The 12,721-nt window shown below is 72.3% G+C and carries 11 protein-coding genes; 9 read left to right on the top strand and 2 right to left on the bottom strand.

Features of this window, described 5'->3' with window-relative positions:
- The first annotated feature begins 90 nt into the window (after positions 1-90).
- From uvrA to ACZLMO_RS11850, 4 genes are all read left to right on the top strand, one after another.
- Positions 91-2,949 carry an excinuclease ABC subunit UvrA gene (gene uvrA / locus ACZLMO_RS11865; RefSeq protein WP_425714179.1) on the top strand — a complete coding sequence of 953 codons (2,859 nt, stop codon included), beginning with the start codon at positions 91-93 and terminating at the stop codon, positions 2,947-2,949.
- Positions 2,950-3,147: 198 nt separating this feature from the next.
- Positions 3,148-4,104: an immunity protein Imm33 domain-containing protein gene (locus tag ACZLMO_RS11860; protein WP_463653863.1), complete on the top strand. Its 957-nt coding sequence runs from the start codon at positions 3,148-3,150 to the stop codon at positions 4,102-4,104.
- Positions 4,101-4,568: a hypothetical protein gene (locus ACZLMO_RS11855; protein ID WP_463653862.1), complete on the top strand. Its 468-nt coding sequence runs from the start codon at positions 4,101-4,103 to the stop codon at positions 4,566-4,568. Before ACZLMO_RS11860 ends, ACZLMO_RS11855 begins: the two co-directional genes overlap by 4 nt.
- Positions 4,565-4,888 carry a type VII secretion target gene (locus tag ACZLMO_RS11850; RefSeq protein WP_425714176.1) on the top strand — a complete coding sequence of 108 codons (324 nt, stop codon included), beginning with the start codon at positions 4,565-4,567 and terminating at the stop codon, positions 4,886-4,888. Before ACZLMO_RS11855 ends, ACZLMO_RS11850 begins: the two co-directional genes overlap by 4 nt.
- 393 nt (positions 4,889-5,281) lie before the next feature.
- On the opposite strand, the gene ACZLMO_RS11845 is transcribed toward ACZLMO_RS11850, so the two are convergent.
- Positions 5,282-6,946, bottom strand: coding sequence for a hypothetical protein (locus tag ACZLMO_RS11845; protein ID WP_425714175.1), 1,665 nt, complete (start codon positions 6,944-6,946; stop codon positions 5,282-5,284).
- 334 nt (positions 6,947-7,280) lie between these two features.
- Here ACZLMO_RS11845 and ACZLMO_RS11840 point away from each other — a divergent pair, with 334 nt between their 5' ends.
- Genes ACZLMO_RS11840 through ACZLMO_RS11830 form a run of 3 tightly spaced genes read left to right on the top strand, consistent with a single transcriptional unit; the run spans position 7,281 to position 9,313 of the window.
- Positions 7,281-8,285: a polymorphic toxin type 15 domain-containing protein gene (locus tag ACZLMO_RS11840; protein ID WP_425714174.1), complete on the top strand. Its 1,005-nt coding sequence runs from the start codon at positions 7,281-7,283 to the stop codon at positions 8,283-8,285.
- A 58-nt stretch (positions 8,286-8,343) separates the two neighbouring features.
- Positions 8,344-8,721, top strand: a complete 378-nt coding sequence (locus ACZLMO_RS11835) for a hypothetical protein (RefSeq protein WP_425714173.1) — start codon at positions 8,344-8,346, stop codon at positions 8,719-8,721.
- A gap of 58 nt (positions 8,722-8,779) precedes the next feature.
- Positions 8,780-9,313 carry a hypothetical protein gene (locus tag ACZLMO_RS11830; RefSeq protein WP_425714172.1) on the top strand — a complete coding sequence of 178 codons (534 nt, stop codon included), beginning with the start codon at positions 8,780-8,782 and terminating at the stop codon, positions 9,311-9,313.
- Between the two features lie 9 nt (positions 9,314-9,322).
- On the opposite strand, the gene ACZLMO_RS11825 is transcribed toward ACZLMO_RS11830, so the two are convergent.
- Complete coding sequence (locus tag ACZLMO_RS11825) at positions 9,323-9,880, bottom strand: T6SS immunity protein Tdi1 domain-containing protein (RefSeq protein ID WP_425714171.1); 558 nt, start codon at positions 9,878-9,880, stop codon at positions 9,323-9,325.
- A gap of 126 nt (positions 9,881-10,006) precedes the next feature.
- On the opposite strand from ACZLMO_RS11825, the gene ACZLMO_RS11820 reads away from it, so the two are divergent.
- Both ACZLMO_RS11820 and uvrC read left to right on the top strand, forming a co-directional pair.
- Entirely contained in the window at positions 10,007-10,492 is a 486-nt protein-coding gene (locus ACZLMO_RS11820) for an OsmC family protein (protein ID WP_425714170.1), read from the top strand.
- Positions 10,493-10,543: 51 nt separating this feature from the next.
- Complete coding sequence (gene uvrC / locus ACZLMO_RS11815; RefSeq protein ID WP_425714169.1) at positions 10,544-12,721, top strand: excinuclease ABC subunit UvrC; 2,178 nt, start codon at positions 10,544-10,546, stop codon at positions 12,719-12,721.

The raw sequence follows: 12,721 nt of genomic DNA, 5'->3' as shown, positions 1-12,721 counted from the left end.
GCGGGCGGGCCCGCACGGGGTGCACGAGGTGACCGACCCGGCGCTCGAACAGCTGTGCGAATGTCGGTGGGGTGACCTATCGTTGCCCGAGTGACTGATCGCCTCATCGTCCAGGGCGCGCGCGAGCACAACCTGCGCAACGTCGACCTCGATCTTCCGCGCGACTCCCTTATCGTCTTCACCGGGATGTCGGGCTCCGGCAAGTCCTCCCTGGCGTTCGACACGATCTTCGCCGAGGGGCAGCGGCGGTACGTCGAGTCGCTCTCGTCGTACGCGCGGCTCTTCCTCGGGCAGATGGACAAGCCGGACGTCGACTTCATCGAGGGCCTGTCCCCGGCGGTCGCCATCGACCAGAAGTCGACGAGCCGGAACCCGCGCTCGACGGTCGGCACGATCACGGAGGTGTACGACTACCTCCGGCTCCTGTTCGCCCGCGCCGGCACCCAGCACTGCCCCGTGTGTCGCGAGGTCATCCGCTCGCAGACCCCGCAGAACATCGTCGACCAGCTGATGGCGATGCCCGAGGGGTCGCGCTTCCAGGTCCTCGCCCCGGTGGTGCGCGGCCGCAAGGGCGAGCACCTCGAGCTGTTCCGCGAGCTGACGGCCCAGGGGTACGCCCGCGTGCGCGTGGACGGGGAGGTGGTCGCGCTCACCGACGTGCCCGCGCTGGACAAGCGTCGCAAGCACGACGTCGACGTCGTCGTCGACCGCCTCGTCGTGCGGGACGGCGTCCAGCAGCGGGTGACCGACTCGGTCGAGACGGCCCTCCGGCTGGCGGACGGCCTCCTCGTCGTCGACATGGTCGACCTCGACGCGAAGGACCCCGAGCGCGAGCGGCGGTTCTCGGAGAAGCGCTCCTGCCCGAACGACCACCCGCTCACGCTCGAGGAGGTCGAGCCGCGCACCTTCTCGTTCAACGCCCCCTACGGCGCGTGCCCCGACTGCACGGGCATCGGCACGCGGCTCGAGGTCGACCCCGAGCTCATCGTCCCGGACCCCGAGCTCTCCCTCAACGAGGGCGCGATCCTGCCCTGGTCGGGCCAGGGGGACTACTACACGCGCCAGATCGCGGCCCTCGCCGAGGAGCTCGCGTTCTCCCTCGACGTGCCGTGGCGCGCGCTGCCGGAGCACGCGCGGGACGCGCTCCTGCACGGTCACGACCACGAGGTGACGGTCCGGTTCCGCAACCGCTTCGGCCGCATGCGCACCTACACCTCCGGGTTCGAGGGTGCGCTCGCCCAGGTCAAGCGCCGCCACGAGGAGACCGAGTCCGAGTGGTCGAAGGAGAAGTACGAGGGATACATGCGGCAGGTGCCGTGTCCCACGTGCGACGGGGCGCGGCTGCGGCCCGAGGTCCTCGCCGTCACCGTCGGCGGGAAGTCGATCGCCGAGCTGTGCGACCTGTCGATCGCGGACGCCAAGGAGTTCCTCACGGACCTCCCGCTCGACCGGCGGGAGGCGACCATCGCGGCCCAGGTCCTCAAGGAGATCCACGCGCGGCTCGGCTTCCTCGTCGACGTCGGGCTCACGTACCTCACGCTCTCGCGCCCCGCCGGCACGCTGTCCGGCGGCGAGGCCCAGCGCATCCGCCTCGCGACCCAGATCGGCTCCGGCCTCGTCGGGGTGCTCTACGTGCTCGACGAGCCGAGCATCGGCCTGCACCAGAGGGACAACCGCAAGCTCATCGGCACGCTGACCCGGCTGCGGGACCTCGGCAACACCCTCATCGTCGTCGAGCACGACGAGGACACGATGCGCACCGCGGACTGGGTCGTCGACATCGGCCCGGGAGCGGGTGAGACGGGCGGCGAGGTCGTCTACTCCGGGCCGTACGCCGGGCTCGCGGACGTCGAGCGCTCGATCACGGGCGACTACATCGCCGGCCGCCGCGAGATCCTCGTGCCCGCCGAACGGCGACCGGTGGACAAGGGGCGGATGCTCACCGTGCACGGCGCGACGGAGAACAACCTGCGCGACGTCACGGTCTCCGTCCCGCTCGGCATCCTCGTCTCCGTCACGGGAGTGTCCGGCTCGGGCAAGTCCTCGCTCGTCAACTCGGTCCTGTACACCGCGCTCGCCCGTGCCCTCAACCGGTCCAAGCAGATCCCCGGCCGGCACCGGCGGGTGACCGGCACCGAGCACCTCGACAAGGTCGTGCACGTCGACCAGTCGCCGATCGGGCGGACGCCGCGGTCGAACCCCGCCACGTACACGGGCCTGTGGGACATCATCCGCAAGCTGTTCGCGGAGACCACGGAGTCGAAGGTCCGCGGCTACGGCCCGGGCAGGTTCTCGTTCAACGTCAAGGGCGGGCGCTGCGAGGACTGCAAGGGCGACGGCACGCTCCGGATCGAGATGAACTTCCTGCCCGACGTGTACGTGCCCTGCGAGACGTGCGGGGGAGCGCGGTACAACCGCGAGACGCTCGAGGTGCGGTTCAAGGGCAAGAACGTCGCCGAGGTCCTCGACATGCCGATCGCGGAGGCGGTCGAGTTCTTCTCGGCGTCCACCCGCATCACGCGGTACCTCCAGACGCTCGTCGACGTCGGGCTCGGGTACGTCCGGCTCGGGCAGTCGGCGACCACCCTCTCGGGCGGCGAGGCGCAGCGCGTCAAGCTCGCCGCCGAGCTCCAGCGCCGCTCGACCGGTCGCACGATCTACGTCCTCGACGAGCCGACCACCGGACTCCACTTCGAGGACATCCGACGCCTCATGCTCGTGCTGCAGGGCCTTGTCGACAAGGGCAACTCCGTCGTCGTCATCGAGCACAACCTCGACGTCATCAAGTCCTCGGACTGGATCATCGACCTTGGCCCCGAGGGCGGTTCGGGCGGCGGGCTCGTCATCGCCGAGGGCACCCCCGAGGAGGTCGCCCGCGTCGACGGCTCGTACACGGGAGAGTTCCTCGCCGAGGTGCTCGACGGCGCCGCGGACCGCGTGCCGGCCTGACGGAGCGCGCCCGGGCCTGACCGGGCGGGGGAGCTGCGGCCCCGGCGGCCGACCCGGATGCGGGACCGAGGGGCGCAGAGCGACGTGCCACCGACCCGGGTGGGGAGTGCTCCCCACCCCACCGTCCAGGGGTGAAGTGACCGGATCGTTACCGTCGTCGCGGACCCGGGCACGCCGAGCGAGGAGATGGTGGACAGCATGAGCGAGGACCCCTCGACGGCGCGCGCCCGGACGGAGCGGCGCCTCGCGCTGTTCGAGGCGGCCGAGTGCGGCACCATCGACGAGCTCCTCGAGCACTACGACGACGGCGAGCAGGACGTCACCCGCCTCGGCCAGCCGCTCCTGCTCGCTGCGCTCGGCCACACCGATGAGGGCGCGCGCGTCCGGATCGCGGGCTTCCTGCTGGACCAGGGGGCGCGGCCCGTCGGCAACGCCAAGGGGTTCGGGCCGCTCCACATCGCCTTCGCCCGCAGCTGGGCCGACCCGGCGGCGCTCACGGCCATGGTGCGTCGGCTCCTCGAGGCCGGTGCCGACCCGAACGCGCGGACCTACGACGGCCGGACTCCCTCGCACCTGCTCGCTCTCCTGCGCCTTCCCGAGGACGGCCTCGGCGGCCTGTACGACCTGTGGTTCGCCGGTGACTCGGTCGACCTCACCACGCCGAACGCCTTCGGTGTCGACCCGGTCCAGCTCGTGCGGCGCCTCGGCACCCGGCCGTTCCTCCTGCGCCGCATGCAGGAGTACCGCGCGGCGCACGCCGAGCGCCAGGACGAGCTGCGGGCCGAGGCGGGAGAGGTCGCCGGTCCTCCGGTGGACTCCGGCATCACCCAGTCCTGCCTCGCCACCCACCACGTGGTCGAGGGCGCGGCGCCGATCGAGTGGATGATCCGCGAGGAGCCGGCGTGGGACGGCGACTCCGGCTGGCGGTTCTGGTCCGAGGAGGACGTGCCCCGCTACCGCGAGGACACCGGCCACGTCGTCGCCGTCCCGGTCGACGAGGTCGCCGGCGTCGACCCCTACGTGCTGGGAGCCTGGGGCATGCCCGTGGGCACCCGGCTGCTCGTCCGCCGCGGCCCGGACGGCCGACAGGTCCTCGACCCCGAGACACAGCGCCCGACGCCCGCCTACCCGTTCCAGCCCGAGGAGACCCGATGAGCCAGCTGCCCTACGGATCCGCCTTCGTCTCGCCCGACGTCGCCCGGCAGCGGGACGAGCAGAAGCAGCGGATCGAGGACCAGGTCCGCCAGGTCCAGGCGAAGTCCGAGGCGTACGAGGAGTTCGGCCGCCGGGTCGAGGACCTGCGGGCTGTCGGCGTGAGCAAGGACGGCGGTGCCGAGGTCACGCTCGACGTGCACGGCGCGATGGTGGACCTCGCGCTGACGGAGAAGGTGAGCGACGCGACGCTCGTGCAGATCCGGCAGGACGTCCTCGAGGCGAACGACGCGGCTCGGGTCGAGCTCGCCCGGCTCGTGCGCGAGCTGGCCGAGGACGTCGGCGGCGTGGACTCGGAGACGTCGACGTCGCTCGACGCCCTGTACCGCCCGCGGCTCGACGAGGACGACGACAGCGACGACGGCGACGGCACGAACCGCCGCCGGGACGGGGGAGTGCTGCGATGAACGACACCATCGACATCAACAGCGACGACATCCGGAGCCACGCCTCGAGCGTGGACGCCGACCACTCGGGCGTGCAGATGGCGGCCGACGCGGCCGGGAGCGTCAACCTCTTCGACGGCGCCTTCGGGCTCATGTGCACCCCGTTCCTGCCGCCGATCATCAGCCCGCTGACCACGTCGGTCTCCCAGGCCATCCAGTCGGTCGCCGACGAGATCGACGGCACCGTGATCCCGCTGCGGGACATGGCCACCGCGTTCGACACCACGGACGACGACGCGTCGGTCGAGTTCGAGGGCGTCGACACCACCGTGGAGGTCTGACGTGTCTGCACCCAACCCACTCGTCGCACCCGTCGAGGACTCGTCCACCGCGCTCCAGGGCACCTTCATGCTCGAGGGCCTCGAGGGCGTGGTCACAGGCATGCAGAACGAGGACTGGGTGGCCGCGTCCGTTTCCGGCCTCACCGCCGTCCTCGACTTCACCGCGTTCGTCGACCCGTTCGGCGCCATCATCTCGATGGGTGTCGGCTGGTTGCTCGAGCACTTCCAGCCTCTCAAGGGCTGGCTCGACGACCTCACCGGCGACGCCGACGCGGTGACCGCGTTCGCGAACACCTGGACGAACGTCCAGACCCAGCTCACCGAGTCGCAGACCGCGCTCCAGGGGCACCTCGACAACCAGATGGGCTGGATGTCGGCGGGCGCCATCACGACCTACCGGGGCGTGCAGCAGCGCAACATCGACGCCCTCGGCTCGTGCGCCGAGGGGGCGGGCTCCGCCGCGATGGCGCTCCAGGGCGCAGCGATGATCGTCCAGGCCGTGCACGACATCGTGCGGGACGCGATCGCCGAGATCGTGGGCGCCATCGTCAGTGCGGGGCTCAAGGCACTCGTCCCGCCGCTCATCCCCGAGGCGATCCGGGGGCTCATCGCGAAGGTCTCGAGTGCCGCGGCGCGGCTGACGGCCAAGATCGACGGAGTCATCGACTCCGTCACCGCACTGCGCGGCCTGCTCAACAAGCTCGACGAGATCATGGCCCGCCTTCCTCGCATCCTCACCAACCCGAGCGCGGTCATCCCGGCCAGGCCCGGCTGGCCCGAGGTGACGCCGGGAATGCCGCGTCCGCCCGGGGGGCCGTCCGACCCCGTGCCGGCGTCGAACAACATGCCGGGGGCGAACTCGCCCGGGTCGAACTCGCCCGGGTCGAATACGCCGGGGTCGAATACGCCGGGCTCGAACACTCCCGGCGACAGCTCGCCCGGGTCGAACACCCCGGGCTCGAACTCGCCCGGGGACAGCTCGCCCGGGTCGAACGGTCCTGGCTCCAACTCGCCCGGGTCGAACAATCCGGGGTCGAGCTCGCCCGGCTCGAACACCCCTGGTTCGAACTCGCCGGGGTCGAACTCGCCCGGGGACAGCACGCCGGGGTCGAACAGCCCGGGCTCGAACGCCCCCGGCTCCAACTCGCCGGGCTCGAACACGCCCGGTTCGAACTCGCCGGGGTCGAACTCGCCCGGGGACAGCACGCCGGGGCCGAACAGCCCGGGCTCGAACGCTCCGGGCTCGAACGCTCCGGGGGCGAACTCGCCGGGCTCGAACTCGCCCGGGTCCAACGCTCCGGGCTCGAACGCTCCGGGGGCGAACTCGCCGGGCTCGAACTCGCCCGGGTCCAACGCTCCGGGGTCGAACTCGCCCTCCACCAGCGCGCCGGACGCCGATGCCGCGCCGAACGCCCCGGCATCGAACGCGGACGGACCGGGCTCGAGCAGCTCGCCGTCCCCGTCCCAGCCGGCCCCGAGAACGTCGCCCGAGCCCGCGGCAGCCACGCCTGGAGCCGACGGACCCGGCCAGAGCACGCCCGCCGCGAACACAGCCGGCCCGAGCCAGGCGCCGTCGGGATCCTCGGACTCCGCTCCGTCGTCGTCGGGCGGAACGGGCTCGAGCACTCCGCCGCCCAGGCCGGCCACCCCCAGCGTCGACTCGACCGCGCCGACACTGCCGGACGCGCGACCGACCCCGACAGCGGCGGCCCCGGACGCACCGGGCTCATCGGCGCCCGCCCCGACGCCTCGTCCGGCACCGCAGGCGGACGGGCCGGTCGTCTCCAACAACCCCTCTGGCAGCTCGGGCGGCGGTTCCGGGCAGTCGGGCAGCTCGGGATCTGGCTCCGGCTCCGGTGGATCAGCGGCTCCCCGTGCCGGGACGCCGGGCTCCTCCGCAGCACCCAGCAGTCCCGGTTCGTCCACCACCCCGAGCTCGTCGAACACCCCGAGCTCGTCGAACACTCCCGGTACGTCTCGTCCGCCGGCCTCGGCGGCACCCAACGCTCCGTCGTCCCCGGGCTCGCCGTCGTCGAACGCGCCGGGTTCCTCGAACACTCCCGGTTCGTCCAACACTCCAGGTGGTCGTCCGGACACGCCATCGGCCGATGCCCCGACGCCGCGCCCGGACGGGGAGTCGCCCGAGACCCCGGGTGGTCGTCCCGATTCCGAGGCGCCGGATGCCGACGCTCCGACGCCGCGCCCGGACGGCGACTCCCCCGAGGGGGACTCGCCGACACCGCGGCCGGAGAGCGAGGCCCCGGACCCCGACGCGCCCGGGTCGAGCCCGGACCCGGACTCGCCCGACGCCGAGACCCCGAACGGTCGTCCCGATACCGACACGGACGGTCCGGACAACCAGTGGGACCCGGACTCGTCGCCGCGGAATACCGTGCCGCAGAGCGAGGCGCCCGGTCGCTACACCGATCAGGACGTGGCGGACGCGCTCGACAACGCGCCCCGCAACTCGGACGGACAGCCGGTCGACCACCGCAACGGCGATCCGCTGCGGCCGGACGGTCCGGACGGACGACGCAATACCCACATGAAGTGGGACCCGGACAACGAGTCGTGGGTGCTCGAGAACCCCGGCGGCGCGCCGCGTCCGGACACTCCCGACAGTTCGGCACCCGACGTCGACGAACCGCGCGCGCCCTCGAGCGAGCGCTGGGGCGACGACACCGCGGACCCGCGCCACCCCCACCACGACGCGAGGCCGAACGACGACGGATACGTCGGGACGGTGGATCCGGATGTCGAGTCACCGTCCGGACTGACCGACAGCGGCCGCCTGCAGGATCCCGATGTCGTGCCGCCCGAGCTGCAGCCTTTCATCGACGACGGATCGATCATCAACGACAACGGCGTGCTGCGCTTCAACGAGCAGGTCGACATCGAGTTCACCCACTCGAACACGGACCACAGTGGCGCGGAGTTCGATCGCCAGGCCGAGCTCCAGCAGCAGAGCCTCGCGCAGCAGAGCGCCAACGACTGGGAGGAGCACACGGCCGGGTACAGCGAGAGAGGTCGGACCGGAGAGGCCGACCAGGCTCAGTACCGCGACCAGCAGATTCAGCAGCGTGCCGATGCACTCGAGGAGCAGGGGCTGAGCCCCGAGCAGGCGCGCGCCCAGGCTGAGGACGAGATGTCCGACCAGGCGGTGCTCCACGGACCCGACCAGGTGGCCGGCGGCAACCCGAACAACTTCACCGGGATGGGCGACGCGGGCGTGAACTCCTCGTTCGGCTCCCAGTGGGGCGGCCAGGACGGCCTCGCGTCCGACCTTCGTGCGCAGATGGACGCCATCATCGAGCGGAGCGGGATCCCTGACGAGCTGCTGGGCGACGTCCGCATCAACCCGAACTTCACCGTCAACCACACGGTCGACGTACCGTGAGCGCGGTCTGCCGCCGGGCGGCCGCACACGGTGAATCTCTCGACGGTGAAGGAGCGGCATGACGCCGAAGTACGGACAGCACCACGACGACGTCCAGGCGTTCCTCGACGAGGTCGTGGCGACGCCCAGCGAGACCTGGGTCGGGCTCATGGCCGGCGACACCACCGTCCAGGAGCGCCCCGCGGCGGTCAAGGCGATCGTCGGCGGCCTGCCCGCCGCTGTTCGTGGGGCTGTGAGCAGCGCCGCCCTCGCCGCCATCTCCGAGGTCGGGCTGACGGACGAGCACCTCACCGGGCGCCGGCGACGCCAGCTGCACGACCGTGTCGAGACCGCGGCGGTCGCCATCGCCCGTGGTGACGACCTGGCCCCCGAGCACCGCGAGGTGCTCCTCCGGCCGTTCGTCACCTCGGGGTTCACATCGGTCACTGGTCGTTAGACCGGAGCTGACCGCCGGAACCGGCCGTCAGCGGCCGGATCGGTCGAGAGGTGGGGACGTGGTTCGAGATCTGGCACTGACCGCCAAGTACGGGATGGTCGAGGAGTTCTACGAGCGCCTGAAGGTCGAGCCGGTCGACACGGTCTCGGCGACCGGTCTGCCCGCGATCGTGGCGGCTGCAAGTAGCTCGAAGAGCTCGGCCGGACGCGCGATGATCTCGGCGCTCTTGGACGCCGGTGCGGACGCGTCGGCGACGACCGTGCCGGAAGGACGAAACGTCCTGCACGCGCTGTTCGACCGGCCGCCGGTGGACGGAACGCCCGTGGCCGCACTCGTCCCGAGGCTTGTCGCCGCCGGCGCCGACATCAATCTGCGCGACTCCTCGGGCTGGCGTCCGGTCGCTCGGCTGGTGCGGAGCAGTGCATCGGACGTCGAGCTCGAGCCGGTGCTCGACGCGGTCCTGGCCCTCGACGGACTCGTCCTCGACGAACCCGCCACGTCGTCGGACCAGACGCTGCTGGACTACGCGCGAGCGAAGGTGCACCGGGCCGGGTTCGCCCGCCGCCTCGAGGAGTACGCCGCGGCCCGGTGACGGCTGTGGTCAGTTCCGCGCGTTGCGCGGCTGCGGGAGGCCCGACATCTGCACGGTGAGCGAGAGGTTCTCCCACAGTCCGCCGCGGTGGAGGTTGCCCTCGACCTCGGAGCCGCCGATCGTCAGCAGCGGCGCGTAGAACAGGCACTCGTCGATGCCGGGGACGCCCAGGCGCTCGGCCGCGGCCGGGTAGGGCTGCCGCTCGAGCACGCCGTCGAGGAACTCCTCGTTCGTCAGGTCCGCGTAGAACTGGTCGGTCGCGAACGCGAGCTGGTCGATCGTGCCGCGTCGGAAGCGCGCGACGTGGAAGACGGGCGCGATGTAGAGGACGAGGTCGGCGAGGGCGGTCGTCAGGACCGGCACGGCGGCCGGCGGCATACCGAGCACGCCGTCGAGCATCTGCGCCGCGCGGTCGGGGTCGATCACGCGCAGGTACCCGTCGCCGACGAGCCCGCTGCCTTGCCGCTCCCACACCTCGACGAGTCCGGCCGGCGCCCGGTCGCGCCACCGGTCGATGGTCCCGGGCGCGATCGGCGCCGCGGCGTCGAACTGCTCGAACGTCGTCATCCTCAGGTCTCCCTCGTCGTCGGCCCCACCGCGAGCCCCTCGAGAACTCTTCCACATCGTGCGCTGCGGCGCGGTCGCCGGTCGGGCCTCCTCATGACCGGCGCCACGTCCGACTAGGCTCCCCGCATGGGAGCACTGCAGACCTTCGACGTCACCGTGGACTGGACGGGTGCCGACGAGAACGGCACCGCCGGGTACACCTCCTACTCGCGCGACCACGAGGTGCGGGTCGACGGCAAGCCGACACTGCTGGCGAGCTCCGACCTGCGCGTCCGCTCCGACGTCTCGCGCTACAAGGCCGAGGAGCTGTTCGTCGGCGCCGTCTCGCAGGCCCAGATGCTGTGGTTCCTGCGCACGGCGGCCAAGGACGGGGTGGTCGTCACCGGGTACGTCGACCAGGCCACGGCGACCCAGCGGATCGAGGGCGGCGGCTCCGGCCCGTTCACCGAGATCGTCCTGCGGCCGAAGGTCACCTACGCGGGGCACGTCGGCGAGGAGACCGCCGCGCGCCTGCACGCCGCCGCCCGGGACCACAACCACCTCGCGCGCTCGCTCGGCGTCCCGGTCCGGGTCGAGCCGGTCGAGGTGCGGGCGACACCGCCCAGCGCCTGAGGACGCCGACCACGGACCGAGGACGTCGGCGGCCGGACGTAGGCTCGGCCCATGGCCGACCCGTCCGTCTACCGCCCGGCCACGCGGGACATCCCCACCGACCCGGGCGTCTACCGCTTCCTCGACGACGACCACCGCGTCATCTACGTCGGCAAGGCGAAGTCGCTCCGTCAGCGCCTGACGAACTACTTCCAGGACCTCGCCGTCCTCCACCCGCGCACCCGCCAGATGGTGACGACGGCGTCCCGGGTCGAGTGGACGGTGGTGGGCACCGAGGTCGAGGCCCTCACGCTCGAGTACGCGTGGATCAAGGAGTTCGACCCGCGGTTCAACGTCAAGTACCGCGACGACAAGTCCTACCCCTACCTCGCGGTGACGATGGGGGAGGAGGTCCCCCGGGCGCAGGTGCTGCGCGGGACGAAGCGGAAGGGCACCCGCTACTTCGGTCCCTACACGCACGCCTGGGCGATCCGGGACACCCTCGACCAGCTGCTCCGCGTCTTCCCCGTGCGCACGTGCTCGCCGGGCGTCTACCGGCAGGCCGCGTCCTCGGGCCGCCCGTGCCTCCTCGGCTACATCGACAAGTGCTCCGCCCCGTGCGTCGGCCGCGTCACCCCCGACGAGCACCGCGAGATCGCCGAGGAGATGTGCGAGTTCCTCGCCGGGCGCACGGGCCCCTACCTGCGCCAGCTCGAGCGGGACATGAAGGACGCCGCCGCCGAGCACGACTTCGAGCGCGCCGCCCGCCTGCGGGACGACGTCGCCGCGCTGCGCCGGGTGGTCGAGCAGAACGCGGTGGTGCTGCCGGACGGGACCGACGCCGACGTCTTCGGCCTGGCGAGCGACGAGCTGCAGGCCGCCGTCCAGGTCTTCCACGTGCGCGGCGGACGCATCCGCGGCCAGCGCGGCTGGGTCGTCGACCGGGTCGAGGACATCGACGACGCCGGGCTGCTCACCCAGCTGCTCGGTCAGGTGTACGGGGACGGGCCCGCCGCGCCGGGCGGGCGGGCACCGCACGACCCGGCATCGGTCGGCACCGCGCGGCGGCGCCCCGCGGACGGGGGAGCCACGAGCCCCGACGACGTCGAGCACACACCCACCACCGCCGTCCCCACCGAGGTGCTCGTCCCGGTCGAACCGGCGGACGCGGACCAGATCTCCGACTGGCTGGCCGAGCGGCGCGGCGCCCGCGTGCGCGTCCGGGTCCCGCAGCGCGGTGACAAGGCCACCCTGCTCGCCACGGTGACGACCAACGCCGAGCAGGCGCTCACGCTGCACAAGAGCCGCCGGGCCGGCGACCTCACCACCCGCTCTCTCGCGCTCGCCGAGCTGACCGAGGCGCTCGACCTCGGGTCCACCCCGCTGCGCATCGAGTGCTACGACATCTCCCACACCCAGGGCACCGAGCAGGTCGGCTCGATGGTCGTCTTCGAGGACGGGATGCCGAAGAAGGCCGACTACCGCCACTTCGTCGTCCGCGGCGAGGACGGCAGCGGCGCGCGGGACGACACCGCCGCGATGGACGAGGTCCTGCGCCGCCGGTTCGCCCGCTACCTCGCCGAGCGGGAGCAGCGGGAGGCGGCGAGCACCGCCGTGGACGCCGTCGCGCAGGCGGCCGCCGGCGGCTCGGGCCCGGTCGAGCTCGACGACGACGGCATCCCTCTCGACGTCGGTCCGGTCGATCCCACCACCGGCCGTGCGCGCCGCTTCGCCTACCCGCCTCAGCTCGTCGTCGTCGACGGGGGCGAGCCCCAGGTCAACGCCGCGCACCGGGCGATGACCGATCTCGGCGTCGACGACGTCCCCGTGGTCGGGCTCGCAAAGCGCCTCGAGGAGGTGTGGCTGCCGGGCGAGCCATTCCCGGTCATCCTGCCGCGGACCTCGCCCGCCCTGTACCTGCTCCAGCACCTGCGCGACGAGTCCCACCGGTTCGCCATCACGCACCACCGATCCCGGCGGTCGAAGCGGCAGACCCGGTCGGTCCTCGACGACGTCCCCGGGCTCGGCCCGACCCGCCAGAAGGCGCTGCTCAAGGCGTTCGGCTCGGTCAAGCGCCTGCGTGCGGCGACAGTCGAGGAGGTCGCCGAGGTCCGCGGGATCGGGCCGGCGACCGCCCGGGCGGTGCTCGAGGCCCTCGCCCCGGAACCGACCGCACCGGTCGCGAAGGACGAGCCGGTTCCGCCCGAGGAGCTCGCGGAAGGCACGGGCGAGCGGTCCGACGGTGCGTGA

The sequence above is a fragment of the Georgenia sp. G2120 genome, assembly GCF_055326485.1.
The sequence above is the reverse complement of the archived record's forward strand: the minus strand, read 5'-3'. Positions and strand labels throughout refer to the sequence as shown.